Here is a 26381-nt window from a genome sequence, read left to right as displayed (position 1 = left end):
GATGAGTGGCGAGGTCAGTCGACCGCGGCGCCCGAGGCCTTGACGATGCGCGCCCACTTGGCGAGGTCGGCATGCAGCAGCGCCGAGAACTGCTCGGGTGAGGTGGGCGCGGCGATCTCGACGCCCTGCTGGTCGAGCTTGTCGCGCAGGTCCTTGGCCGCGAGCGCCTTGCGCGTGGCGTCCTGCAGGGTGGCGAGCACGTCGGCCGGCACGCCCGCGGGCGCGAACAGGCCGATCCACAGCGTGCCGTTGTAGCCCGGCACCTGCTCGGCGATGGCGGGCACATCAGGCAGCACGGGCGAGCGCTTCTCACCACTCACGGCCAGCGAGCGCAGCTTGCCGGCCTTGATGTGCGCCAGCGCCGAAGGCAGGCTCGCGAACACGATCGGCAGTTGCCCGCCCAGCACGTCGTTGATGGCAGGCGCCACGCCCTTGTACGGCACGTGCTGCAAAGAGATGCCGCCCATGCTGTTGAGCATTTCGCCCAGCAGGTGGTTGAGCGTGCCGTTGCCGGCCGAGGCGTACTGGTAGTTGGCGCCCTTGTCGCGCGCCAGCTTCAGGAATTCGGCGAAGTTCTTCGCGGGGAACGACGGGTTCACCAGCAGCACGTTGGGCACGGCGCCGACCAGGCCGACGGGCTTGAAGTCTTTCTCGGGGTCGAAGCCCGGGTTCTTGTAGAGCGCGGGGTTGATGGCCTGGCTGCTGCTGATCGTCATGAGCAGCGTGTAGCCGTCCTTCGGGCCCTTGGCGACCAGCTGCGTGCCGATGTTGCCGCCCGCGCCGGGGCGGTTGTCGACCACCACGCTGGCGTTGTTCAACACCTCGCCGAGCTTCTGGCCGACGAGGCGGCCGACGATGTCGTTGGTGCCGCCGGCGGCCTGGGGCACGACGAGCGTGATGGGGCGCGAGGGGTAGGTCTGGGCGGTGGCCGGGTTCGTGGCCAGCAAGGCGGTGGCGGCGAGGCCGAAGGCGATCAGCGCCTTGGCGCGAAGCCGCAAGGCGGGGGTGGTGTCGTGTGTCTCCATGGCCGCATGGTCTTCTGCCCGCCCCGTCGGCGCAATCTGCGATTTCGGAAGCCAGGCTTCTGAAATTCCGAAGGCTTGACTACCATCGCCCGATGCTCTTCGACCTCACCGACCTGCGCCTGTTCGTGGCCACGGCCGAACTCGGCAACCTCACGCGGGCGGCCGAGCGCCAGCACCTGTCGCTGGCCGCGGCCAGCGCGCGCATCAAGGCGCTCGAGACCCAGGCCGGCCTGCAGCTGCTGCAGCGCGAGGCCCGCGGCGTGCGCCTGCTGCCGCCGGGCGAAGCCTTTTTGCACCACGCCCGGCTGGTGCTGCACCAGGCCGACCAGCTGCGCGCCGACCTGCTCGAGTACGGCGGCGGCCTGCGCGGCCACCTGCGCGTGTTCGCCAACACCACGGCGGTGACCGACTTCCTGCCCGAAATCCTGCCCGGCTTCCTGGCCGCCAACCCGCGCATCAACGTCGACCTTCAGGAAAAACCGAATGCTCAGATCCCGCGCGGCGTGCGCGACGGGCGCGCCGACATCGGCATCGTCGCGGGCCAGATGGACACGCTGGGCCTGGACACCATCCACTTCAGCACCGACCGGCTGGTGCTCGTCACCTCGCGCCAGCACCGCTTTGCGCGGCGCCGCCGCATCTCCTTCGCCGAGACGCTCGACGAAGACGCCATCGGCATGCAGCAAGGCAGCACGCTGCAGGCCTTCCTGGGGCAGATCACCGACCACCTGGGCAAGCGCCAGAAGCTGCGCATCCAGCTCGGCAGCTTCGACGCCATGTGCCGGATGATCGGCAGCGGCGTGGGCATCGGCGTGGTGCCGGAGTCGGCCGCGCGGCGCAACCAGGAGAGCATGGGGCTCGCGCTGGTCGAGCTCAGCGACCCGTGGTGCGTGCGCGAGCGCTACCTGCTCGTGCGCGACCGCGCCGCCCTGCCCGTGTACGCCCAGGCGCTGGTCGAGACCTTGTGCAAGCACTACGCCGACGCGCAGGCCGAAACCGGCTGACGGCCGGTTTTCCGGTCAAAAACAGGCACTTGCAGGCGGCTTGTGAGAAACCCGATGTCTTCCCCATTTTCTGTGCACAACTTTGGGGGTAAGTCAGGGGCAGCGTTGTAAATCGAACGCAAGTTGTTGTTTTATAAAGGGAATAGTTAGTCTGCTTAAAAATTTTGCAGTGCACAAGTCAGGCCGCCGAGGGGTCTGAAAATCGCTCGAAAACAGGAAAGTCAAGCGAAAAAACAGGGGGTTGCCTGTGCTAGGCCACCCTTTGAAACCAACGACTTGCCGCCGGTTGTGAAGAAGTCCGCTTCAATCCCCACTTTCTGTGGGCAACTTTGGGGGTAACTGGGGTGGAGCTTTGTAAAACGAATGCAAGTTGTTGTTTTACAAAGGGATTCCACACATTGCTCAATTTTTGAGCGGTGAACAAGAGCGTCAGCCAGTTGGGGGACCGCCGCTCAAATGAATCCAAAGGTTCTCAGCATGCCGAATCGGGTCGATGCGAGGCGCGAAAGAGGGCCGCTACAGTCGCCCTGACATGCTCGAAGCCCTCAGCTCCCCCTGGTCCTGCCTCGGCGCCGTTGCCGGGCTGCTGATCGCCCTGGGGGTTCACTGGCTGGCACCCGCAGACATCGACACGGTGCACGCCGGCGCGTGGCTCGTGGGCATCGGCTGGCTCGCGGGCCTGGCCTGGGACCTCGTGGACTCAGACCGGTCGACGTAATCCGCAGGCGAAACCCGCAAACAGCGCGCACAAAAAAGGGAGGGGAGGCATCGGCCCTTGCGAGCCCCTGCCTCCCCTCCCCGTACCGGTTCACCCGGTGATCAGGCTCAGCGCTCGATCGTCAGCGCCACGCCCATGCCGCCGCCGATGCACAGCGAGGCGATGCCCTTCTTGGCGTTCTGGCGCTGCATTTCGTGCAGCAGCGTCACCAGGATGCGGCAGCCCGACGCGCCGATGGGGTGGCCGATGGCGATGGCGCCGCCGTTCACGTTCACCTTGTTCACGTCCCAGCCCATTTCGCGGTTCACGGCGCAGGCCTGTGCGGCGAAGGCTTCGTTGATCTCGAGCAGGTCGAGGTCGGCGGCCTTCCAGCCGGCGCGCTGCAGCGCCTTCTGCGATGCGGGCACGGGGCCCATGCCCATGATGGTCGGGTCCAGGCCGGCGGTGGCGTAGCTGGCGATGCGGCCCAGCGGCTTCAGGCCCAGGGCCGCGGCCTTCTTGGCCGTCATGACCATCACGGCGGCGGCGCCGTCGTTCAGGCCAGAGGCATTGCCCGCGGTCACGCCGCCGGCCTTGTCGAAGGCGGGGCGCAGGCCAGCCAGCACTTCGGCGTTGGTCTTGCGGTTGATGAACTCGTCCTGGTTGAAGACGATGGGGTCGCCCTTCTTCTGCGGAATGCTCACGCCGACGATTTCGTCCTTGAACTTGCCGGCGTCCTGCGCGGCAGCAGCCTTGGTCTGGCTGGCCAGGGCCAGCTCGTCCTGCGAGGCGCGGTCGATGTTGTACTTCTTGGCCACGTTCTCGGCCGTGATGCCCATGTGGTACTGGTTGTACACGTCCCACAAGCCGTCGACGATCATGGTGTCGACCAGCTTCCAGTCGCCCATGCGCTGGCCGTTGCGCGAGTTGGGCAGCACGTGCGGCGCCATGCTCATGTTTTCCTGGCCGCCGGCGATCACGATTTCGGAGTCACCCGTGGCCACGGCCTGCGCCGCCAGCATCACGGCCTTCAGGCCCGAGCCGCACACGGCGTTGATGGTGAGCGCCGGCGTTTCCTTGGTACCGCCGCCCTTGAGCCAGGCTTGGCGCGCGGGGTTCTGGCCGGCACCGGCCGCGAGCACCTGGCCCATGATGGCCTCGCCCACCTGGTCGGCCGTGAGGTTGGCGCGCGCGATCACTTCCTTGATCACGAGGGCGCCCAGCTCGGTGGCGGGAATGCCGGCGAGCGAGCCGCCGAATTTGCCGACCGCCGTACGCGCAGCCGAAACGATGACGATGTCTTCCATGAGGTTCTCTCCGTTGAGGTGATTTGAAATCGGTTGCGATCTTGCGGGAGCTGGCGCCCGTTCAGGCCTTGGCCTTCACGTAGCGTCCCGGCGCCGGTTCGATGGCCTTGTAGGCCTTGCCGTTGCCGTAGCCCTTGGGCGCGGGGATCTGCTTGCCCGCGTGGCCCTTGAGCCATTGTGCCCAGTCGGTCCACCAGCTGCCCGGCTGCTCCTGCGCACCGGCCAGCCATTCGGGCTGGGTCTTGGGAAACTTGCCGTCCTCGCGCAGCCAGTGGCTGCGCTTTTTCTTGGCGGGCGGGTTGATCACGCCGGCGATGTGGCCCGAGGCGCCCATCACGAAGCGCTTCTTGCCCGTGAGCAACTGCGTGGAGGTGTAGGCGCCGCCGATCGGCACGATGTGGTCTTCGCGCGAGCCGTAGATGTAGGCGGGAATGTCGATCTTGCCGAGGTCGACCTTCTCGCCGCACACCGTGAGCGCGCCGGGCTTGGCCAGCTTGTTCTCGTGGTACGTGTTGCGCAGGTACCAGGCGTAGAACGGGCCCGGCAGGTTGGTCGCGTCGCTGTTCCAGTACAGCAGGTCGAAGGCCGGCGGCGTCTCGCCCTTGAGGTAGTTGCCGACCACGTAGTTCCACACCAGGTCGTTCGGGCGCAGGAAGCTGAAGGTCGAGGCCAGGTCGCCGCCCGGCAGCAGGCCGCCCTTGCCCAGCTGCATCTCGCGGTACTGCACCATGGGCTCGTCCACGAAGATGTCGAGGATGCCGGTGTCGCTGAAGTCGAGAAACGTGGTCAGCAGCGTGACCGATGCGGCCGGCTTCTCGCCGCGCGCCGCGAGCACGGCCAGCGCGGTGCTCAGGATGGTGCCGCCCACGCAGAAGCCCAGCGTGTTGATCTGCTTGCTGCCGCTGATCTCCTGCACGGTATGGATGGCCTTGATGGCCGCGTTCTCGATGTAGTCGTCCCAGGTGGCCTGGGCCAGCGACTCGTCGGGGTTGCGCCAGCTCACCACGAACACGCGGTGGCCCTGCTCGTTCGCATAGCGGATGAGCGAGTTGTCGGGCTGCAGGTCGAGGATGTAGAACTTGTTGATGCACGGCGGCACCAGCAGGAACGGCCGTTCGTACACCTTGGCGGTGAGCGGCTTGTATTCGAGCAGCTGGAAATACTCGTTCTCGAACACCACGGCACCTTCGGTGGTGGCCACGTTGCGCCCCACTTCGAAGGCGCTCTCGTCGGTCATGCTGACGTGGCCCTGCTTCATGTCATGCAGCAGGTTCTGGATGCCCTTGGCGATGCTCTCGCCCTGCGTGTCGATGGCTTTCTTCTGCGCCTCGGCGTTGAAGGCGAGCGAGTTGCTGGGCGAGGCCGCGGCCATCCACTGCTCGACCGCGAAGCGCAGGCGCGCCTTGGTCTTGTCGTCGGCGTCGATGGCCTCGGCCATGCGCATCATGGTGCGGCCGTTGAGCAGGTACACGGCGGCCGAGAAGGCCGCCAGCGGGTTGCTGCCCCAGGCCTCGGCGGCAAAGCGCTTGTCGCCCTCTGGGCGCGCACCGAAGCCGCGGCGCCACAGGTCGGTGGCGTCGCTCAGGTACTGCTGCTGGATGGACTGCAGCTGCTCGGGATCGATGGAGAACTTGGGCAGCTCGGGCATGGCGGCTGCGCCCGGGAATTGCGCCATTTGTGGCAATTGCCATAGCGGCGTGCCGCCGACGTCGAAAGCGGCGGAACCACCTGGGCCCCCAGCTTTCTGGAAAGCCTCCATGGCCTGGGTCCAGCCCTGCGTGAGGGCTTTTTGAAAGGGCGCGAACGCATCGGCCCCCGTGTCTTGTTGCTTCATCATGTCTCCTGGCCGTGGCCTGGGTCGATACGAACGGATGGCTTGCGTGTTTTGAGTATGCTGCATTCGCAAGGCACTCACAACGCCGCGCTTTCACTAATCCCTTGAAACAAAACGTCTGCGCCTGTGTTCATCCATTTGATCGTGATCGGCTGGCTCTATGTGGCCGTGATGATGGCGGTGGCCGAAGCCACCAACACCACGGGCACGGTGCTGGGCGCCATCTTCACATTTCTTCTTTACGGCCTCGCGCCGGTGGCGCTGGTGATCTACCTGATGGCCACGCCGGCGCGCCGGCGGGCGATCAAGGAACGCGAGGCGCAGGCCCAGGAGGCCGCGCGCCGCGCTGCCGCGGAGGCTGCGGCTTCAGACCTTCCAGACCAGCGCGGCGAAGCGCCCGCTGACGCCGTCGCGCCGGTGCGAAAAGAACCGTGACGACTGCGCGACGGTGCACCACGCATCGCCGCTGTCGTTGCCGTGAAGCGACGCGACACCCACCGCACGCAGCCGCTGCCGCGCCAGCGCGGGCAGGTCGGCCAGCCACTTGCCTTCGGCCGCCGCGGGCGTGAAGCACGACGCCGCCTCGGGCGACTGCGCCTCGAAGGCGGCCTTGACCTCCGCCCCCACCTCGAAGGCCTTCGGGCCGATGCAGGGACCGAGCCAGGCCATCAGGCGCGGCGCGGCGTCATCCTGCGCGAAGGCGCGCACGGTCTGTTCGAGCACGCCGCCGGCCAGCCCGCGCCAGCCCGCATGCGCGGCGGCCACGCGCTGGCCGCGTTCGTCAGTGAAGAGCACGGGCAGGCAGTCGGCCACCATGACCGTGCAGGCGCGCGCGGAGGTCGCGGCCGTGCAGGCATCGGCGACGGTGCCGTCGGGCACGGCCTCGTCGAGCGACACGAGCCCCGTGCCATGCACCTGCTGCAGGAACACCGGCCGCGTGCCGATCGCCTGCTGCAGCCGCCGGCGGTTCTCGGCGACGTGCGCGGCGTCGTCGGCCACGTGGTCGCCGAGGTTCAGGCTCTCATAGCGCCCGGTCGACACCCCGCCGTCGCGCGTGGTGCACAGCGCACGCACGTTCGATGGCGCCGGCCACTCGGGCACCAGCCATTGCGGAGTCATCGCGACGTGCCGGCTCAGGGTTCCGCGTCGGGCGACTGCGAGGGCTGCGCGCGCTGGAAGGCGTCGAGCTTCATGCAGGCGTCGAAGGCGGCCATGGTGCGCGGCAGGCCGCTGAAGTCGCAGTCGAAGCGGCGGCCGTTGAAGATCTGCGGCACGAGGCAGCAGTCGGCGATGGTGGGCGTGTCGCCCCAGCAGTAGGTGCCGCCCGGGTGCTGCGCGAGCTGGCGCTCGAACGACAGCAGGCCGTCGCGCACCCAGTGGCGGTACCAGGTGTTCTTGGCTTCGTCGTCGACCTTCAGTTCCTTCACGAGGTACTTGAGCACGCGCAGGTTGTTCAGCGGATGGATCTCGCAGGCGATCGACTGCGCCAGCGCACGCACGTGGGCGCGGCCCACGGGATCGGTCGGCAGCAGCGCCGGCTCGGGGTGCGTTTCGTCGAGGTATTCGATGATGGCCATCGATTGCGAGAAGCGCTCGCCCTCGTCCTCGAGCAGCGGCACGAGCATGTCGGCCGAGATCGCCGAGTACGGACCGGTGCGGTGTTCGCCGCGCGCGATGTGCACGGGCACGTAGTCGTAGTCCAGGCCCTTGAGGTTCAGGGCGATGCGCACGCGGAACGAGGCGGAGGAGCGGAAATAGTTATGCAGCTTCATGATTTCTCAAGGATAGCGCCCTCTCAGGAGCGTGGTGTGGCCGGCAATGCACAGCGGAAATCGCGCAGCCGGGCTTCGGGGTGTTCTTGCCGCCATGCATCGAGCAGCGCGCGCGCCGCGGCTTCTTCGCGCGCGGCGATGCCCAGGTGCCACGGCCCTTCGGCCGCGGGCGGTTCGCCGGGCGCGTGGTTGTGCTGGTCGTCGGGCCGCCCCTCGGAGCAGGCCTTGCACAGCACCTGCATGCTGCTGGTCCAGTTCTCGGCGCTGAGGCCCGCTTCCTCGAAGCGGCGCACCAGCGCATCGATCGCTTCGGCCTGCACCTCTTCGACGAACACTTCGTAGGTCGCATGGTCCGACGGCGCGATCAGCGCGAGCGCGTCGAACACCGGCACCTCGCGCTCGCCGCGGCGGCGGTAGCCGTTGGCGGCGCCGTCGTGCAGCACCAGGTCGCCGTAGCGGTGGCCGCTGGCGGGCGTGGGCACGTTGCGCAGGATGGCGCGTGCCGGGTCGATGCGGTCGGCCCAGACCACCTCGCTGGCCTCGTCGCCGTGCACGCGGATCGGCGTGAGGCCGACGAAATAGTCGACCGGCCCTTCACCGTCCGGGATGCCGATGCCGTACTGGCGCCAGGCACGCCGCGCCGTGGGCCAGTCGCCCAGCGCGGTGGCCGCGATGCCCAGGTTCCACAGCGCGCCTTCGTTGCCCGGCTCGCACTGCACGGCGCGGGCGTTGGCCTGCAACGACGCGGCCCAGTCGCCGCGGTACTTGTGGATGAGCCCGGCGTTGTACCAGGGCGCCGACCAGTACGGATGGATGGCGCTGGCCTGCGCATAGGCGGCCAGGGCGCCGTCCTGATCGCCGGCCTCGTCGCGTTCGCGGCCGAGTTCGTTGAAGGCGGTGGCCTTGCCGGCTTTGCCGAGTCGGATGGGCATGGTGGAGCGAGGGAGAAAAGAGATCGGGGAAACGCGCAGAAGCGCCTATTGTGGGCCGCCGCAAAATCCCGAGTCCGGCGTGCCGGCAAGCCCGTGCCGCCTCTGGCACACTGCCGGTCTCCCCTCCCGCTTCGCTGAAAAAGGACACCTTCCCATGGCTTCCGAGTTTGTTTTCGCCCCGCCGGCCACCGTTTCGGTGCCGGTGGCCGGTCAGCCCGCACGCTTCCCGGTGCACCGCATCTACTGCGTGGGCCGCAACTACGAAGATCATGCCAAGGAAATGGGTTTCACCGGCCGCGAGCCGCCCTTCTTCTTCATGAAGCCGGCCGATGCGCTGGTGACGGTCGATGCGGGCCAGACCGGCACCATGGCCTACCCCACGCTCACGAAGAACCTGCACCACGAGATCGAACTCGTGGTGGCCATCGGCACCGGCGGCAAGAACATCCAAGCGGCCGACGCCCACAAGCACATCTACGGCTACGCCGTGGGCCTGGACATGACGCGCCGCGACCTGCAGAACGACATGAAGAAGCAGGGCCGCCCCTGGGACATCGGCAAGAGCTTCGAGCAGAGCGCGCCCATCGGCCCGATCGTGCCCGTGGCGCAGGCCGGCAACGCCGAGCAGGCCGAAATCTCGCTACAGGTGAACGGCGAAGACCGCCAGCGCAGCACCGTGAGCAAGCTGATCTGGAACGTGGCCGAGACCATCGAGCACCTGTCGGCGGCCTGGGAGCTGCGGCCCGGCGACCTGATCTTCACGGGCACGCCCGAGGGCGTCGCGGCCGTGGTGGCCGGCGACACGCTGGTGGGCCAGGTCGCAGGCCTGCCCGCGCTGACCGTCAAGATCGTCTGACGCCCGCGCGGTCCCTCTTCATGCTCCTTCGCGTACCCATCAAGCATTGCAAGAACTGCGGCACGGCGGTGGTCTACCGCGTGCCGGACGACGGCGACACCAAGCAGCGCGCGGTGTGCCCGGCCTGCCACACGATCCATTACGAGAACCCGCTGAACGTGGTGGGCACCATCCCCGTGCTGGGCGACAAGGTGCTGCTGTGCAAGCGCAACATCGAGCCGCGCTGGGGCAAGTGGACGCTGCCCGCGGGCTTCATGGAGCTCGAGGAAACCACCGCCGAGGGCGCGGCCCGCGAGACCGACGAGGAGGCCGGCGCGAACTTCGAGATCGAGGGCCTGTTCGCCGTGATCAGCGTGGTGCGCGTGGGCCAGGTCCACATGTTCTACCGCGCCCGCCTGCTCGACGACCGCTTCGACCCGGGCCACGAGACGATCGAGGCGCGCCTGTTCACCGAGGACGAGATTCCCTGGGACGAGATCGCCTTTCGCACCGTGCGCCAGGCGCTCGAACATTACTTCGAAGACCGCAAGCGCGGCAGCTTCGACCGCGTCCACGAACTCAGCATCGTTTGAAAAATTTCCCCATGCTCAAGACCCTGCGCGCCACCCTCCTCTGTGGCGCCAGCCTCGGCTTCGCCCTCGCGGCTTCGGCGGCCAAGGCCGACACGGTCGGCGAGGTCGACACCGCCTTCAAGCTCATCGGCCCGGACCACAAGATCGTGGTCGAGGCCTACGACGACCCCAAGGTCAGCGGTGTCACCTGCTATGTCTCGCGCGCGCGAACCGGCGGCATCGCTGGCGCCTTCGGCGTGGCCGAGGACAAGGCCGAGGCCTCCATCGCCTGCCGCCAGGTCGGCCCGGTGAGCATCACGCAGCCGCTGCCCAAGCGCGAAGAGGTCTACAGCGAACGCCTGTCGGTGCTCTTCAAGCGCCTGCGCGTGGTGCGCATGGTCGATCCCAAGCGCAACACGCTGGTCTACCTGACCTACTCCGACCTGCTCATCGACGGCTCGCCCAAGAACAGCGTGACGGCGGTGCCGGTCGATCGCGGCACGCCGATTCCGCTCAAGTGAAGGGGCTGCTGAAGGGCTCGGCGATGCGAGTTTGCTAGCATCGTCCGAGCGGCCGACACCGAGGTGTCGGCCTTTGACGGAACCCTCCGCAACGAATCCGTTCCAACAGCGTCATGCACCTTCAGACTTTTGTTTTCCGAACCGCCGCCACGCTGCTCGTGGCTGGGGGCATTGCCGCCTGCACCACGCCCGGCCCCACGCCGCCGCAGCAGCCTGTTCAAGGCGCCACGCCGCCGCCACCGCGCCAGGCCCTCTTCATCCGCCCCGCCGCCGGCACCACCGTGGGCCGCTTCGACGGCGTGCGCAACAAGGGCCTGGACGTCGCGGGCAACCTGGGCGACCCCATCGTGGCCTCGGCCGATGGCCGCGTGGTGTACGTGGGCGGCGAACTGCGCTCCTACGGCAACATGGTCATCGTGAAACACAACGAAACCTTCCTCACGGCCTACGCCCACGCGAAGACCATCCTCGTGAAGGAAGGCGCCGTGGTGCGCCAGGGCCAGAAGATCGCCGAAATGGGCAACAGCGAATCCGACCGCGTGAAGCTGCATTTCGAGATCCGCAAGAACGGCACCGCCGTCGATCCCGAGCCGTACCTCAACGGCCGTTTGCAGCAGTAAACGTAAAAGCCGTTACAGCAGGCTTTCGGGCACCAGGGGCGCCAGCAGCTCCAGCCGCCAGCGGGCCCAGAAATGGGTCTCGGGCTCGGTGTGCAGGATGGTGTCCGCCCCGTCGCCCGACGCCGGGTTCACCCACTCGATGCCGCCGCGCGGCCCCAGCTGCAGCTGGTAGGCGCCGTCCAGGCGCATGAAACCGATCAGGCTCGTGAGCTGCTGCGCGATCTGCGGGCTGAAGATGAACAGGCCGATCTCGGTGTTGTGCAGCGCCGAGCGCGGATCGAAGTTCATCGAGCCGACGAACACCACCTGCCCGTCGATCACGGCCGACTTGCCGTGCAGCCGCCCGCTGGCCGAGCCGTAGATGCCGAAGCGCTTGGTCTGCTCCACGCGCTTGGGGCTCAGTTCGTACAGCTCCACGCCCAGCCGCAGCATCTGCGCGCGGTAGCGGCGGTAGCCGATGTGCACCAGCGACTCGTCAGTGGCCGCCAGCGAGTTGGTGACGATGGTGTAGCCCACGCCGTTGCCGCGCACGATCTGCATCGTCTCCATGCCGCCCCGCCCGGGAATCAGGTAAGGCGTGGTCAGCAGCACCCCGTGCTGTGCGCCGCGCAGGTAGCGCTGCACGTTGTAGAGCACGCTGTCGGCGGCCTGGTCGGCCGGCAGCCCGCGCCCTTCGTCGGTGGGCGCCAGCGCCTTGGCGGGCGCGTCGGCGTACGCCTCGGCGCGCGCCCAGCTCAGCGCGAGCTTGCCGGCGTTGAGGTCCTTGGCCAGCGGGTTGTGGCCCAGCAGGTCGGTCGATTCAGGTTCTTCGGGGTGCAGCGTCTCGGGCCCCGTGGTGAGCCGGTCGAAGCGCTCGCGCAGCGCCTGCGCCGACTCGCTGCCGCGCGGCACCAGCGACTCGATGGGGTACACGTACGGGCTGTTCCAGTACATGTCGAACAGCGACGACAACCGCGGCACCACGGCTCCGGCCACCAGCGTGTCGATGTCGATGAAGTTGGAGCCGCCGTCGCGCAGGAAATACTCGTTGGCGATGTTGCGCCCGCCCATGACCGCCATCGTGTTGTCGACCACGAACAGCTTGTTGTGCATGCGGCGGTGCACGCGGTCGAAGTCCAGGATCGACCAGGCCCAGCGCGTGCCGAAGCGCGAGCGCCCGGCCGGAAACGGGTTGAACAGGCGCACCTCGACGTTCGGGTGCGACGCAAAGCTGGTGAACAGCGGGTCGGCGCCCGCCGTGTACAGGTCGTCCACCAGCAGGCGCACGCGCACGCCGCGGTCGGCCGCGTCGCGCAGCGTGCGCAGCAGGTAGCGGCCGGTCTCGTCGTTCTGCACGAGGTAGTACTGCACGTCGATGGAGCGCTGCGCGCGGCGCGCCAGCTCGATGCGCGCGTGCAGCGAGAACTGCGGCATCGGCAGCAGGCGAAAGCCGCTGAGCGGCTCGCCCGGCGGCGCGGCGGCACGCACGAGGCGGCCCAGCGCGGTGTCGGCGCCGTCGGTGATGGCACTCGAGGGCTTGCGCACCACCTCGGTCGGCAAGCCGGCGCAACCGGCGAGCACGAGCATCGCCAGGCTGCACAGCAGCCAGGCGAACCACCGGGCGCGCGGCACGTCAGCCCGGGGGGACAGGTTGCGCATGAACGACAGAAAAGAGGGAGGGCAAGGGCACGGGAGCGAAGGAGAAAAAACGCCGCTGCCGCGCGGCGCGGTGCACGACCGCGCCCACGGGTGGCGGTTTCTACCACGCGCGGCGCGAGCGCGCAGCCAATGCCTTCGTCAGTGCGCGCGCTCGGACCACTGCCGCACGAAGTGCTCCGCGCGCACGTTCGCGCGCGCCACGGCTGAGTCCCACGACAGCTGCTGGGTGATGACCAGCGCGCAGCGCGGAATGCCGTCCAGGCTCAGCGCCGCGATGCCGGCGTAGGTGCCCTTCGGGGTGCGCGTGAGTTCGAACCATCCCGTCCAGCCACCTGGCACGTGAAGATCGAGTCGGGCGGAGTCCATGATGAATTCATCATAGGCCTTTAGTTTTCATTTGCAAACATTGCATACAAAAGCAACGGCTCAGGCGTGCATGTCCGAGCGGCGACCGGTCGGCAGGCGCTGCAGCGCCTGGCGCAGCGTGGAATCCACCCGCCGCAGCGACAGCCCGTGCCGCACCGCCACCTCGTGCCGCGTCAGCTCGTGCACGCGCAAGGCCACGAAGATGTCCTGATGGCGGTGCGGCAGCCCCTGCATCGCGCGTTCGACCGCCTTCAGGTCGGAGCGCGCCTCGGCGATCAGCTCGGGCCCCGGTGCGTGATCGGCCACCTGGGCCAGCGTGTCGTCCGCCTCGCCGGTGTACTGCCAGGGACGCTCGGCGCGCAGGCGGTCCATGGCGGCATTGCACGCCACGCGGAAGATGTAGGCCACGGGGTTGTGCAAGGCATCCGTGAAGGCGGCCTCGGCCAGACGCAGCCAGGCATCGTGCAGGCTTTCGGTGGCGGCGTCGGCACACCCCAGGTGCAGCGACAGCCGCCGGTGCAACTGCGCGTAGTGCGCCACCAGCAGTTGCTGGACGTCCGGCGGCGCAGGGGCGGTCCCCGCGGCATCGCCGCGGGGCAGCAGGCAGGCGTGCGACATGGTGCGTCGCCGCCTAGCGGCCGCGCGGCAGGCCGCGCCGTTCGGGCTCGTTCAGGCGCGTCAGCTGCGCGTCGGTGAGCGCACCGTGCCCGACCATCTGGACGAAGCCCGACGGGTCGTAGCTCGCCTGCTCCGCCGGCCTGCGCCGCACCTCGGGGGCCTCGGGCGCGCCGGACGCGGGCTCGTTGCCGAAGCCCAGCACGCGCACCGAGAACACCGACGGCAGGCTCTGACGCGCCGCCGCGCGCTCGCGCTGCATCACGTCCTGCGCCGCCGCCGTGGCCTGCGACGCCGCGGCGCTGGCGTTGGTCAGGGCTCCGACATTCACCGACGCCACCACCGGCAGCCCCGTGCTCTTGCCCTGCACCGCCATGTTGTCGGCATTCACGATCTGCAGCGCCGCCAGGTTCACGTTGCCCGACACGCGGATGCCCGCCTCGCCCGCGTCGATGGTGCCCAGCGGCGCGATCAGGTCGATGTCGCCGGCCGGCACCTCCGGAATCGGGTTCAGCGTGGCAATGCCCGCGCCCGTGCTCGGCACGTCCGACGACAGCACCACGTTGCCCCAATGGTCGTACACGCGCTTGGGCGGCGTGTAGACCACCGTCGTCTTCGAGCCGCGACCGGCGTTGATGTCGCCCTCGGCCGACCAGCCCAGCACGCTGCCGCCGAAGGTGGTCATGATCCGGCTCTGGCCCAGCAGGATGCTGCCCAGCGCATAGAGCGAGATGTCGCCCGCACCTTGCGTGATGACGCCCGGAATCAGCGTGCCCACGGCCTTGGGCGCCGCGCCCTCGATGCCGAACACCTGGCGTCCGCCCGGCGTGAGCAGCGCGATGTCGCCGCCGAACAGCGTGTTGATGCCGGCCGCACCGAACATCGTGATGTCGCCCCTGTAGCTCGTTCCCGGGAACAGCGACGCGATGGCGTTGCGCCCGCGCAGGTAGCTGCCGTAGCGCACGCCGCTCTCGTCGTTGTATTCGCGCCCGCCCTCCTTCAGCTCGGCGAAGTACACGCCGCGCAGGTAGCTGCGCTGCTGTTCCGGCGGCAGTGCGTTGAAGAAGGCCAGCGCCTCCTGTGCGCCTCCCTTGCCGCCGTAGCCCTGCGAGGCTTCGAGCCAGTTCACCAGGTACAGCTGGCTCGCCTGCCGGTAGTCGTTGGCGAGCACGCGGCGCGGCGTGCCGGTTTCCGCGTCGAGGCGGGCTTGCCGCTGCGCCATCCAGGCCGCCGCGCCGTTGTCGTCGCCGCTGTAGCCAAGCTCGGCGCGCAGCCAGTCGCCCAGCGTGAGCTGGCGGTTGTAGTTCTTCACCACCCTGCCGGCCTGGTCGGCCAGCGGCTGGCCGCTCTGCATCAGGTGGGCCGGGTCGAGGTAGCGCTGCGCGAAGCCCGCGTAGTCGGGCCCGTGGGCGCCCACGCCGGCCAACATCGCGATGCCCGCACCGGGCCGGCTGTCGCCCGGCACCACCGCGCCGAGGCTGCTGACCGAGGCCCTGTTCTCCATGCGGATGTCGCGCCCGGCCGTGATCTCCAGCGTGCCGGGGCCGGCCACGTTGAAGGTGCTGAACAGGATGTCGCGCCCCGCCGAAACCACCGAGATGTCGCCCGGCTTCTGGTGCACGAACAGGTTGCCGCTGCTCGCGAAGTAAGCCTGTGCAATGCCGCCCGAATCCTCGGCCTGCCCGATGGGCGTGCCGCTCGCCACGATGTCTCGCCCAGCCATCATCCACACCGGCTGCGCGCCCTCGTACCAGGTCTGGCCGGCACGCGTCGCGTCGTCCGGCGCGAAGCGCAGGATGCGCCCGCTGCTCACGCCGACCAGGTCGCCGTGCACGGCGTAGAACCGCGCCGGCTGCGTGCCCACCGCTTCACCCGACACCGTGTTGGGGCCGAAGGCGAACAGCGGACGCACGCCGCCGCCGTCCAGGTTGTTGCCACCCGACAGGTTGCCGAGCACCGTGCCGTTGCTGGCGGTGCCCTGGAACGCCGGACGCCGCGGCGTCGCCAGCGCCGAGGCGGCCGCGCCCGACGGGCTCACGGTGTTGCCTCCCGCATAGATCGAGTCGCTGGCCAGGAACTCCAGCATGCCGTGGGCCGAGGGCGCCAGCACCAGCGGCGTACCCGTGCCGGTGTTGTCGAAGGTCGCCGCATCGCCATAGAACAGGCTGCCACTGGCGGCCACCGCACTCAGGATCGAGGGGTACACGAAGGCCGAGTCGGTCACGGGCACGCCCGCGCCACCCGTCACCGGCACCAGGTTGCCGCCTGCGCCGAAGAGGCGGATGGCCGTGTGCGGTGTCCACAGGGTGAACCAGCTCTGGCCCCGTCCTTCCAGGCCGTTGGCGCTGAACGGCGTGGCATTGGGGAGGTCGACGCGCGTCGGATCGATCACGCCCTTGACCACCAGGTCGCCACGCGTGGCGAGCGTGTAGTTCGCATCGCCCGGGGCCAACACGATGCCGCCTTGCGCCATGCCGCGGGTTGCCGTGTAGAGGTCGTAGGCGCGGGTCTCGCGGGGCGACTGCGCCCGCTCGGAGAGCCCATAGACCCGGGGCAGGCTGCCGAGGGTGCCTGCCTGCAGCTGCACGTCGCCCCGAAGGTTGACGATGGCCCCGTTGAGCCCGGCGTCGGAGTCACCACCGGCACCCTCGACGTAGGGCGTGTGGAGCGGATTGAAGGCGCCTCCCACGCGCACGAGCACGTCGCCACCGCCCGTCAGGCTCAGGCTGCCGTCGGCCAGCACACGGCCGGTGCCGCCCACCGCCAGCACCAGGCCCTGGCTGCGCCGGCTGTCGGCGTACGAATCTGTCTTGGCGCCGCGCCGTCCCTGCAGGCCCGCGTTGCCGCCCACGTCCACGCGCAGGTCGCCGCCGCCCAGCGTGCCGAAGCCGGTGAAGCCGAGCAACTTGTCGGCCGCCCCGGTCGTGCCGACATACGAGCCGAAGTTGATCCACCACGCCGTGGGCTGGTCCTGCGCGCCGCCGAAGCTGTCGCCCGTGCCCTGGCGCCACAGCCAGTTGCCGATGGCGCCGCTGCTGAAGCCCTTGTCCGCGGGATTCGGCCGCCCCGCACCGCTGCCCCCGGCGACCAGCATCGTGTCGCCGGTCAGGTCGCCGCCGGCCTTCAGCGTCAGGTTGCCGCCGGAGGCGGGGTACCAGGCGCGTGCCAGGTTCTGCGTGCCGCCATCGACGAACTTCTCGTAGCCACCGCTCGCGTCGTTGAGCACCGTGCCCTTGGCGCCCACCGCGCGCGGCAGGTTGTAAGGGTCGCCGGCCCGCGTGGCCTGCGACGAGGCGCCGGCGGTGTACACGCCGAACAGCGAATCCATGCGCAGGTTGCCGGCGGCCAGCAGGTCGAGATCGGCCGCGCCGGTGCGCACCACGCTGAAGCGCGTGCTGCCCGGCAGGTAGCTGTACTCCGGGGCGGCGATGACGCAATAGCTGGGAAGGTCCACGCAAAGCTCCGGGTACTGGATGTCCGCGAAATCGATGGGCTTGCCAGCCATGCTCTCGTCGCCCACGAAGTTGATGGACCCTTCCACGCTCCACAACTCGCCGCCGGGCTTCAGCTTGCCGAACATCCCGTAGTGGCTGTCCGCCAGCCGCAGGTTGCCCCGGCCCGCCGCCGGATGCACCTGCACGATGCGGTTGTCCGCCGCGTTCAGGTCTGCACCCGCGGCCAGCCGCACCGACCACGACTGCGAACCTTCGGGCAGCATCGCCGCCGCGGCCCACAGCCTGCCGGCGCCGTCCGGGCGCAGGTTCACCGAAGTCACCCCGCCGGGCAGCTTGATGTTGGTCGCGGCCGGGAGCAGCGCGCCCAGCGGCAGCGTGAGGGCGCCGTTGAGCACGAACTTCTTGCCGTCGCCGGGCAGCGGCACGCCCTTGGGCCACACCACGCCCGACAGCGTGGCTGCCGACGGCAGGCGCATGCCGGCTCCCAGGCGCGTGCCCACCGGCAGCGTCACCTTGGCGCCGCTGACGATGCTGCCCGCCGCGAACAGCAGCGCGCCCGAGGCGTCGCGCACGTCGGCGCTCAGCACCGTGCCCACCTTCAGTTCGAGCGCCTTGGCCAGCACGCTGGCCACCGGCATCACCTGCCCGGCCCCGAAGGCCGTCGACTTGATCGGCAGGTCGTAGTTGAGCGTGCCGGCGCCCCCCTCGAAGGTCGTGCCGTCGGCCAGCACCACGCCGCCGCGCGGCAGCACGGTGTCGCCGCGCAGCAGGTTGACGCCCGGCAGCAGCAGCCAGCCGCCGTCGTCCGGCGTGGCGGGCGGTGGCGCAAAGCCGTCGTTGATGCTGCCGAAGATGTCGAGGTTGCCGCCCGCGCGCAGGGCCAGCGCGCCCACCTCGCCCGAGCCGTACACGCCGGTCTTTGGTGTGTGCGGGTTGGCGCTCGCATAGCGGTAGCCCGACAGGTCGATGTCGCCCTGCACCACCATGTCGCCGTCGGGCGTCTTGCTGACGATCTGCACGCCGGGGCGCAGGTGGAAGGCGTCGGCATAGCGCGCGTTGTTCAGGCCCGCGAGCTTGCCGTTCATCAGCGCGCCGTTGGCCAGCGCGTGGTCGATGAAGGCCGTGCTCTGCAGGTGTTTGGCGTCGAGGTACGCCTGGTCGATGACCTGGTAGGGCCGGCCGGTGGCCGCGGCGTCGGTGCCGAAGCGTGCATCGTCGTAGCGCCACATGCCGTTCACGGCGATGGAGCGCGCGCCCTCGATGGCGAGGGTGCCGCTGGCATCGATGCGGATGTCGCCGACGGTCTCGCCGGTGCGGCCCGCGTTGAGTTCCAGCGTGCCGCGCGCCCTGCCGTCGTTCTGGCCCGGTTCGCCGCCCACCTGGGCGTTGGTGCCGTGGCGCAGGTCGATGCGCGAACCCGAGGCCAGCGTGAGCTGCCCGTCGTTCGACGTGAGTTCGACCATCGCGCGGTTCGGCGAATCGATGATCTGGCCGTGGCTGTCCACGCGCAGCGTGCGGCCGTGCGCATCGAGCACCGCGCTGCCGGCCAGCGTGAGGTTGTGCTTCGCGGCCAGGCTGATGCGGCCCACGCGCTCGCCGCTCGCGTCGATGGTGCCGGTCACGGTAAGGCTGCCGTTGTCGAGCGACACGTTCACCTCGCCGGCCTTCAGGCCGTCGCCGATGACAAGGTCGCCCTGGCGCAGCTGGAAGCTGCGCGCGCCAAACACACCGCCGTCGTTCAGCCGCTGGTTGAGCGCCGCGAATTCGGCATCGCCGAGCTGCCGCGCGCGCACGTCCACGCTGCCGGCCGCGAACGGCACCCGCGTGCCGCCCGCGTCGTAGTGGCCGCTGCTCGCGCCGAGGATGCGGCCCTGCAAGTCGACCGTGCCGGCGGCATCGTCGAGCGCCATCGCCTTCAGCGCGCCCGCGCGGTTGTTCTGCGCCGAGATGTCGATCACCGAGCCCGCCGCCTGCCGCAGGTTGCCGTGCAGGCTTTCGAGCACCACGTCGCCACCGGCGCTGTACCTGCTCAGGTCGTTGAAAACCACCTCGCGGCCCGACAGGTCGAGCACCGCGCGGTCGGTCAGCGTGAGGTCGCGTTCGGCGCTCAGCGTTAGCTTGCCGCTGGGCAGCGCCACGGCGGTGTCCAGCGTCAACTCGCGCCCGCGCAGGCTCAGCTCGGCGCCCAGCGCGACATCGCCGGTGGCCGCCGCCGGCGCGCCCGCGGGTGCGGCCACGCGCAACATGCCGCCCGCCGTGATGCGGTTCACCGAGCCCGCCTCGCCCGTCAGCAGCGGCGAGACGATGCTCAGGTCGCCGCCGCTGTACGCGTAGCCCTTGCCTGCTTCGTACGTGCCCTGCGACTGGTAGACCGACAGACTGCCCTTGTGGTTGGCGCTCACGCGCTCGGAGGCCTTGAGGTTCACGTCGGCAAAGCCCAGCACCAGGCGACCCGCGTCTTCCAGGCCGCTCGGCTGGCTGTGGGGGCCGTAGCCGAACTCGATGTGCTCGGCCTCGATGTTCAGCGTGCCGCTGCCGGTGCCCGCGCCACCACGCACCACGGCCGACGGCGCCGTGGTCGCGCCCTGCCACACCAGGCGGCCGGTGCGGATGGTGGCCACGTCGTCCGCGCCACCCTGCCCATAGATGGCAGGCGTGGCCAGCACCAGTTGCGCCATCGTCGCCTTGCCGGTGGCGGGGTCGATGGTGTCCAGCGCCGCGGTGCCGAAGAAGTTGACGCCGCCGCTGGCGCTCAACTCCAGCGTTTCGAGCGCGGGCGCGCCGTACTGCCGGTCGCCGCGCAGCAGGCGGTCGAGCAGGGCCTGGCTCATGGCCAGTCCCGGCGGCAGCGTGTGGTTCTGCGCGGCGGCGGCCAGCGCGGCGCTGTCGCCCACGTTGATGCCGCGCACCGCCAGCGTAAGGTGACGCGTGCCGTAGCGCACCGCCTCGTTCATCTCGAAGCGGTCGGGTGTCACCATGGCGATGGTGCCTTCGGAATACAGCTCGGTCTGTCCGCTGCACGACGCGCTGGCACACACGCCGATCTGCAGGCTGCGGTTGTCCGACGTGGCCTGGGTCTGCGGCACCGGCAGCGTGCTCACCCGGCCGTTGGAGACCATCAGCATCTGGCCGGTCGCGGCGTAGACGAAGCCGTCGCCGGCATCGTAGGCGGCCTTGCCACGGCCCAGGGTGTGGATGCGCGCGCCCTGCTCGACCACCACGCTGAGCGGCGTGCCCTCGGTCGCACCCACCGCGGCCAGGAACACCTCGGGTGCGGACAGCACCGCCCCCTGACGAAGCACCACGCTCTGCCCGCCGTCGCCGGTCTGGATGACGTTGCCGCTCTGCCCATAGTCGGCGCCCTGCAACCCGCCGATGACCAGGCGCGACGCGCCCATGCCACTGAGCGCGCCCGCATCCAGCGTGACCCCCTGGAAGCCCGCCGTCGCCGACGCGCCGGCCGCGACGATCTCGAGACCGAGCTGCTCCTCGCTGCTCGTGGCCACCACGGAACCGCCCCGCCCGCCCTCGCCCACCTGGAAGCGCGCCGTGCCGTCGAAGCGCAAGGCCTCGGCGCCCGCGCCGGGCGCGAGCTTCAGGTGCAGGTTGCGCGCGTCCGCCGGCAGCATGGCGCGCGGCACGCCCACGCGCAGCGCGTCGGCGCGCACGAAGTCGCCGTAGCCCATCTCGTTGTATTGCGAGTAGCTGCGCAGCACCTCGCCCGAAGTCACGATGGCCTGACGGAACAGCGTGTCGCCGATGCCGGTGCGGTCCACGCCCAGCTGCGCGGCCGTGAGCCACGAACCGTTGCGCATCGCCAGCGTGCCGGTGGGCGCGCCCAGGCCGGCCGCGCCGTTCAGCTCCACGCGGAAGGCGCCCTGCTGCAGCGCATAGGTCGAGGGCATCAGCGTGTAGGTGCCCGCGGGCAGGCCCGGCACGCCGGCGCCGATGGTGATGTGCTGACCCACGAGCGGATCGACCGCGCCCTTCTCCGCGCCGGTGGGTGCCACCGCCGGCTGCACGCCGGGCACGATGGCATACACGGGGTTGGTCGCGAGCCCCGGCAGCGTGAAGCCGCCGCGGGCGCCCACCTGCATCAGCGGGCTGAAGCGCGCGTCGGTCGAGCCGCCGCGTCCGCTCACGAAGCCCGCGCCGGTGAGGTTGCCGCCGCCCGACAGGTCGAGCGTGGCGCCTTCCTGGCCCTGCACGCTGGCCCCCATGAACGTGAGGCCGATCGTCTGGTTGCGCTTGTAGGTGTCGCCCGCGCCCACGCCGGTGAGCTTGACCTGCTTGCCGTCGTACAGGTAGTTGATGCCGTCGACCGTGCCGCCATAGGGCATGTCCAGCCCCTCTCCACTCACGGACGTGAGGCTGCCGGGCAGCAGCCTGACCTGCGTGGTGAGCGCATCGCCGAGCGTCAGCTGCCCGAGCGGCACCCGCACCACGCCGCCCTGCTCGATGACGCCGGCGCGCAGCGACAGGTCGCCGAAGGCCGAGTACGGCACCTGCGGGATCGCGCCCGTGCCCTCGATGCGCAGCACCGTGTCGGGCCGGTAGGTGCCGTCCGGCGCCAGGCCCGCGGACACCAGCGCCACCACACCCGTGGCCGGGTAGATCTGCGCGGCGCGCAGGGTCAGGCTGCCGGGAACGACCAGGCTCGTGGAGACGCCGACGTCCTGCCGGCCTTGCAGAAAGCGCAGGTCGCTGCTGCTGGCCAGCGTGACATGGCCGAAGGCGGCCAGGTCGACCGTGGGCGACTCGCTCGCGCTGTCGAGCATCGGGACCTTGCCGTTGACGCCGAAGCCCATGCCGTCGCGGATGTCGATCAGGTCGCCTGCCACATCGAGGCGGCTGCCGGACGGCACGCGCACCACACCGCCTTCGGCGACGGGTGCCCTCAGGACTTCACGCGTGAACGACGGCATCGCGCCGGCCAGCCGCACGTGCGCGGCGGACAGCGCCACGTGCGCGTCGTCGGGCGCGTTCGTGCCGAGCGCGAGGCCACCGGCATAGATCTGCAGGCCCTGCCGCATGCGCAGGTCGACGCCGTCTTCGAACGCGAGCGTGGAGCCGGCAAACAGCGAGAGGCTGTCGAAGCCGCCGCGCCGGACCGTGTCGGTGCTCAGCCGGGCCTGGCCGTAGGCGAGCGCACCGTCGTCGACGCCGGCCTGCAGGGTGTCGGGCGCGAGCGGTGCGCCCTGTTCCACACCCAGCACCAGCACGCGGTGCCGGCGCACGCGGTCTTCCGCCTGCTGCAGCGGGTCCAGGTGCAGGCGCAGGCCCGGCGTGCCGAGCACCACGGCCAATGTGCCGCCGGCCGCGCGCTCGCCGCCCGCGCCGCCCGCGACGGCGCGCAGTGTGCCGTCCAGCTGCAACCCGTTGTACGACGCGAGCGAGATGCTGCCGCCATTGCTGCTTACATCGGTCGCGCCCATACCGTTCACGTCGAGCACCGCATGCGTGCCCGAGGCATCGAGCAACGCGCCGGGGCGCACGACGACGAAGTTCTGCGACGCGGTGGCCTTGCTACCGATCGGATCGATCTCGCCGCCGACCACGATGCTGCCGCCGTCGCGCACCAGGCCGTAGCGCTTGCCGGTGGTGTCGGTGGCGGTGGCCGCGTGCGCCGACGCATCGAGCACCGCCTGCCCGCCGATCCAGATCGAGCGGGCATGAGCCGTTGCATTGGCAATATCGGCCTCGAGGTCGGTGATGTCCACCGTCTTCAGCACGATGCGCCCGCCGTTCGCACGCAGCGTGCCGTCCACCGTGAGCTGGCCGGCGCTGCGCACCTCGATGGCCTGGCCCGGGTCGACATGGATCGCCGCGCCCTTGCCCACCACGGCCTGCACCGTCGGCAGCTCCTTGGCGAGCGTGGTCGTCGTGCCGGCCTGCAGCGACAGGCTCGCGCCCTTGCGCTGCGTGAGCACGGCCTTGGTCGCGTCTTCCTGGTAGAGCGGCGGCGTCCACACCTCGAGCGCGTCGGCCGGACGGCTGCCGGTGGCGACGTCCTGCGCGTGGGCGCCGAAGCGGTACACCGGCATCGTCACGTCGATCTGCGCGCCGTCGGCCACCGTGAGGCCGTGGTTGCCGATGAGCGCATAGCGGCTGAAGCCCTTGTCGAAGAAGCCGGCGTCGAGCATCAACGTGTCGGCCTGCGCCGTGCCCGAGGTGTCGCCGATGGCGACGCGCATCGTCTGCACGGTCAGCGTGCCGCCACCGTCCACGCCGTGGCCGCGCAGCACCGCGCCGTCGAGCGCGATATGGCCGCTGCCCGTGTTGAAGCCATCCGCCTCGAGCGTGACGCTGCCGCCCTTGCCGCCTTGCTGTTTGGCCTTCGACAACAGCGCCGCGCCGGACGACACGTCGATGACGCTGCCGGTGCCCAGCACCACGTCGCCGGTGCTGCGCACGGACACGCTGCCGCCGTTGCGGTAGGCCACGCCGCCCGCGTCGGCGGGGTTCTTCGGCAGATGGGTCCACAGGCCGCGGGTGTCGAGCGTCGCACCGCCTGCGAGCACCACCGAGCTCGTGCCGCCGTCGGGCGCGGTGAGCGTGCTCGTGTCCTTCAGGTAGTTGAGGCTGATCTGTTCGAGCACGTTGCCCAGATGGATGCCGCCGCCGCGCGCGACGAGGTCGGCATTGACCTTCACGTTCGGGCTGTACAGCACGAGGTGGCCGCCATCGCCGACCTGCAGCGCCTTGTCGACCGCGATGCTGTCGGTGGCCGCGATGCGCACCGCGCCCAGGCGAAAGCCGCTGAGCTGCGCCGCATCGAGCACCAGCGTGTCGCGGCGCTCCGCGGGCAACACCGTCGAGAGGTCGAGCCCCGCCGCAATGCCTTCGGCCGTGTCGCCGAGCACCACGTTCTTGATGCCCGCAGCATCGAGCCGCCGGTGGATCGCACCGCCCGTCTTGTCGTAGTAGGCGTCGTAGCGGCCCACGACGAGCTGCCCGCGCTGCGCCGCCGCGCCGGTCGACTGCTGGTAGCCGTCGAGCCCGGCCTGCCGCGCCTGCGTCTGGCGCTCGCCCTGGAAGGTCTCGCCGACGATCTCGCCTTCGAGCACCGCGGCCTGGGTGCCGACGATGAGCAGGCCGGCATCGCGGCCCACGGTGTAGCCGCTTTCCAGCCGCGTCTGCGGGCCGATCAGCGGGTTGTAGAAGAAGCCCGTCGTCTTCTTGCCCCAGCGCGCGTGCTCGTCTTCGAAGCCCTTGTAGACGCCCGTGTAGCGCAGGTCGCCCGGCGCCTTCGACACTTCGTAGAGCCGCCCGTCCGCGCCCTTGAGCCAGCTCTGGTTGAGCCTGCCCGTGAGCACGTCGAGCGTGCCGCCCGAGATGTTGATGCTCGCGCCGCGCTGCGTGACCAGCTCGCCGCCGGTGAAGCCCACCACGCCGCCCTGCGCCATCCACTCGCCCACGCCATGCGCCTGCGTGCCGAGGTAGCCGCCCACCTCGAGCAGGCCGCCGCCGGTGTACCAGCGCTCGCCCTGGTAGCCGCCGGTGCCGCCGGGCACGAAGACCAGCGAGCGCCGGTCGATCCACAGGTCGTTGTTGTTGAGGTTCTTGCTGTCGCGGTTGAGCGGCGCATCGCGCTGCTCGTTGCCCTGCACGTTGATCTTGATGTTGTTGGATTCCATCGCGAGCTTCACGCCCACCGCGCCCGACACGTCGATGCGTGCGCCCTCGCGCACGAGGCTGCGCTGCTTCGCGTCGACCACCACCTGGCCGCCGGTGGCCAGCGTGAGCGAGCCGGCCTGGAACTCGACCGTGCCGCCGCTGGCGACTTCGACGCGCGACAGGTCGCGGCGGTCGTTGCCCGCCAGCACGATGCTGCCGGTGCCCAGCTGGACCGCCGGCGCCATGAGCCCGGCGCGCTGGCTGTCGAGCGCGGTCGCGCCGCCGGTGTCGAGCACGATGGCCGTGGTGCTGCCCTCGCCGAACCGGACCTGGCCCGTGGCGCCGGTCGCGTTCAGGTGCACCGTGCCGCGTGTGTTGACCGAGGTGCTGGAAAGGACGACGCCGCCCTGCACCACTTCGCGCCCGGCCAGCGTGACGTCGCCGGTGGTCGCCTGGATCAGCCCGGTGTTGCGCACCGTGCCCGCCGGGCTGTTCGTGTCCAGCGTCACCGCGACTTCGTTGCCGCGCGTGGTCGAGGTCTGATTGCCGTCGGTGCCCACGCCCTTGCGGATGGTGAAGTGGTCGCCCGCCGCGAGCAGCGTCTGCCCGCCGGGCGTGGCGATCTCGCCGGCGTTGTGCACCTCGGCGCCCAGCAGCAGCACATAGCCGCCGCCCTGCGTGGCCGAGCCCGGCGCGGGCGTGGAAAGGCGTGCGCCGGGCTGCACCTCGACACGGCCTTGCGCGTTTTTGAAGTTGGGCGCGCTGCCGTTGGCGTACACGCCGTGGGCCTGGAACTGCGCGTCGTCGATCTGCGCTGCCGCGGCCACGAGGTTGCGCGTGTCGACCTGGCTGCTGCCGCTGAACACGATGCCGTTGCGGTTGGCGACCATCACCGTGCCGTCGGCCTTGATCTGCCCCTGGATCTGCGAAGGCCGCGCCTGCGGGTCGTTCACCTTGTTGAGCACCGCCCAGTCCTTGCGCTGCGCGAAGGCCACGGTGGTGTTGCGCCCGACGTTGAAGGTCTCCCAGTTCAGGATCGCCTTGTCGGCCGTCTGCTCGACGGTGACGACCGTGCGGCCGTCGACCTGCTTCTGCGAATCACCGGTCAGTGCGCGCGCATTCGACCAGCCGGCGGTCAACGAATTCGTATCGACCTTCAGGCCGCCTTCGGCCAGGCCGTCGGGCACCGAGGGGTCGTTCTGCGCGGCGCGCCGCGCGGCCGCCTGTGCGGCCTGCTGCGCCGCGATGCCGCGCGCCGCCAGGTTCAGGTTGCCGATGGACTGCTGCAGCTGCTCGCTGGCGCGCTGCTGCTGCGCGAGCGGACCCGTGAGCTGCGCCGCCGGCGACCCGTTGGGCATCAGGCCGGTGGCCGTGGCGGTGGCCTGCGCCGCGCCCTTGGCGTTGAACCAGGTCGGGCTGAAGGCGCGCTGCGCATGGGCCGGCGCGGCAGCCGCACCGGCGGCCAGCGCCAGCGCCATGGCCTGTGCCAGTGGCGAAATCCGGAAACTCCTCGCCTGCACGGCAGCGCCCTGGCGGCGGCTGCGGTGTCCCTCGTGTGTGTTCATCTGACG

Annotated in this window: 17 protein-coding genes; 7 read left to right on the top strand and 10 right to left on the bottom strand. The window is 70.0% G+C overall.

The window, feature by feature from the left end; translation table 11 throughout:
• Positions 1-14: 14 nt before the first annotated feature.
• Positions 15-1025 carry a Bug family tripartite tricarboxylate transporter substrate binding protein gene (locus VHAB30_RS07125; protein ID WP_235926490.1) on the bottom strand — a complete coding sequence of 337 codons (1011 nt, stop codon included), beginning with the start codon at positions 1023-1025 and terminating at the stop codon, positions 15-17.
• 92 nt (positions 1026-1117) lie between these two features.
• On the opposite strand from VHAB30_RS07125, the gene VHAB30_RS07120 reads away from it, so the two are divergent.
• Positions 1118-2029: a LysR substrate-binding domain-containing protein gene (locus VHAB30_RS07120; RefSeq protein WP_159271438.1), complete on the top strand. Its 912-nt coding sequence runs from the start codon at positions 1118-1120 to the stop codon at positions 2027-2029.
• Positions 2030-2561: 532 nt separating this feature from the next.
• Complete coding sequence (locus tag VHAB30_RS07115) at positions 2562-2747, top strand: hypothetical protein (RefSeq protein WP_159276318.1); 186 nt, start codon at positions 2562-2564, stop codon at positions 2745-2747.
• A 107-nt stretch (positions 2748-2854) separates the two neighbouring features.
• Here the strand turns inward: VHAB30_RS07115 and VHAB30_RS07110 are convergent, their stop codons facing one another.
• Positions 2855-4033, bottom strand: coding sequence for an acetyl-CoA C-acetyltransferase (locus VHAB30_RS07110; protein ID WP_062480264.1), 1179 nt, complete (start codon positions 4031-4033; stop codon positions 2855-2857).
• 61 nt (positions 4034-4094) lie between these two features.
• Positions 4095-5867, bottom strand: coding sequence for a class I poly(R)-hydroxyalkanoic acid synthase (phaC, locus tag VHAB30_RS07105; RefSeq protein WP_159276317.1), 1773 nt, complete (start codon positions 5865-5867; stop codon positions 4095-4097).
• Between the two features lie 126 nt (positions 5868-5993).
• Here phaC and VHAB30_RS07100 point away from each other — a divergent pair, with 126 nt between their 5' ends.
• The gene (locus tag VHAB30_RS07100) at positions 5994-6302 is read left to right on the top strand and encodes a hypothetical protein (RefSeq protein WP_095745806.1); all 309 of its coding nucleotides are present in this window, start codon (positions 5994-5996) and stop codon (positions 6300-6302) included.
• Here the strand turns inward: VHAB30_RS07100 and pgeF are convergent.
• The 3 genes from pgeF to VHAB30_RS07085 are packed head-to-tail and all read right to left on the bottom strand — an operon-like array spanning position 6234 to position 8571.
• Positions 6234-6986 (bottom strand): peptidoglycan editing factor PgeF, encoded by a 753-nt coding sequence (gene pgeF / locus VHAB30_RS07095; RefSeq protein ID WP_159276316.1) that lies wholly within the window; start codon positions 6984-6986, stop codon positions 6234-6236. The two genes, VHAB30_RS07100 and pgeF, sit on opposite strands and share 69 nt — an antisense overlap.
• Before the next feature lie 14 nt (positions 6987-7000).
• Positions 7001-7639, bottom strand: coding sequence for a maleylacetoacetate isomerase (maiA, locus tag VHAB30_RS07090; protein WP_095745808.1), 639 nt, complete (start codon positions 7637-7639; stop codon positions 7001-7003).
• A 23-nt stretch (positions 7640-7662) separates the two neighbouring features.
• Positions 7663-8571, bottom strand: coding sequence for a tetratricopeptide repeat protein (locus VHAB30_RS07085; protein ID WP_159276315.1), 909 nt, complete (start codon positions 8569-8571; stop codon positions 7663-7665).
• Positions 8572-8725: 154 nt separating this feature from the next.
• On the opposite strand from VHAB30_RS07085, the gene VHAB30_RS07080 reads away from it, so the two are divergent.
• The 4 genes from VHAB30_RS07080 (at position 8726) to VHAB30_RS07065 (ending at position 11119) form a co-directional block, all read left to right on the top strand.
• Positions 8726-9427 carry a fumarylacetoacetate hydrolase family protein gene (locus VHAB30_RS07080; protein WP_159276314.1) on the top strand — a complete coding sequence of 234 codons (702 nt, stop codon included), beginning with the start codon at positions 8726-8728 and terminating at the stop codon, positions 9425-9427.
• A gap of 20 nt (positions 9428-9447) precedes the next feature.
• Positions 9448-9999, top strand: a complete 552-nt coding sequence (locus tag VHAB30_RS07075; RefSeq protein WP_062480276.1) for an NUDIX hydrolase — start codon at positions 9448-9450, stop codon at positions 9997-9999.
• A gap of 11 nt (positions 10000-10010) precedes the next feature.
• Positions 10011-10499, top strand: coding sequence for a CreA family protein (locus tag VHAB30_RS07070; protein ID WP_062480278.1), 489 nt, complete (start codon positions 10011-10013; stop codon positions 10497-10499).
• Between the two features lie 113 nt (positions 10500-10612).
• Positions 10613-11119 carry a murein hydrolase activator EnvC family protein gene (locus VHAB30_RS07065; RefSeq protein ID WP_159276313.1) on the top strand — a complete coding sequence of 169 codons (507 nt, stop codon included), beginning with the start codon at positions 10613-10615 and terminating at the stop codon, positions 11117-11119.
• A 12-nt stretch (positions 11120-11131) separates the two neighbouring features.
• On the opposite strand, the gene VHAB30_RS07060 is transcribed toward VHAB30_RS07065, so the two are convergent.
• The 4 genes from VHAB30_RS07060 to VHAB30_RS07045 form a co-directional block, all read right to left on the bottom strand.
• Positions 11132-12757 carry a phospholipase D family protein gene (locus VHAB30_RS07060; RefSeq protein WP_159276312.1) on the bottom strand — a complete coding sequence of 542 codons (1626 nt, stop codon included), beginning with the start codon at positions 12755-12757 and terminating at the stop codon, positions 11132-11134.
• 138 nt (positions 12758-12895) lie between these two features.
• On the bottom strand, positions 12896-13123 hold the full coding sequence (locus VHAB30_RS07055; RefSeq protein ID WP_070061133.1) for a hypothetical protein: 228 nt from the start codon (positions 13121-13123) through the stop codon (positions 12896-12898).
• A 60-nt stretch (positions 13124-13183) separates the two neighbouring features.
• Positions 13184-13741, bottom strand: a complete 558-nt coding sequence (locus tag VHAB30_RS07050; RefSeq protein ID WP_095745813.1) for an RNA polymerase sigma factor — start codon at positions 13739-13741, stop codon at positions 13184-13186.
• Positions 13742-13754: 13 nt separating this feature from the next.
• Entirely contained in the window at positions 13755-26375 is a 12621-nt protein-coding gene (locus VHAB30_RS07045) for a filamentous haemagglutinin family protein (RefSeq protein ID WP_159276311.1), read from the bottom strand.
• Positions 26376-26381: the final 6 nt, after the last annotated feature.

The organism is Variovorax boronicumulans, from assembly GCF_009811375.1.
GTDB lineage: Bacteria > Pseudomonadota > Gammaproteobacteria > Burkholderiales > Burkholderiaceae_C > Variovorax > Variovorax boronicumulans.
This window is presented reverse-complemented; position numbering and strand designations above follow the sequence as displayed.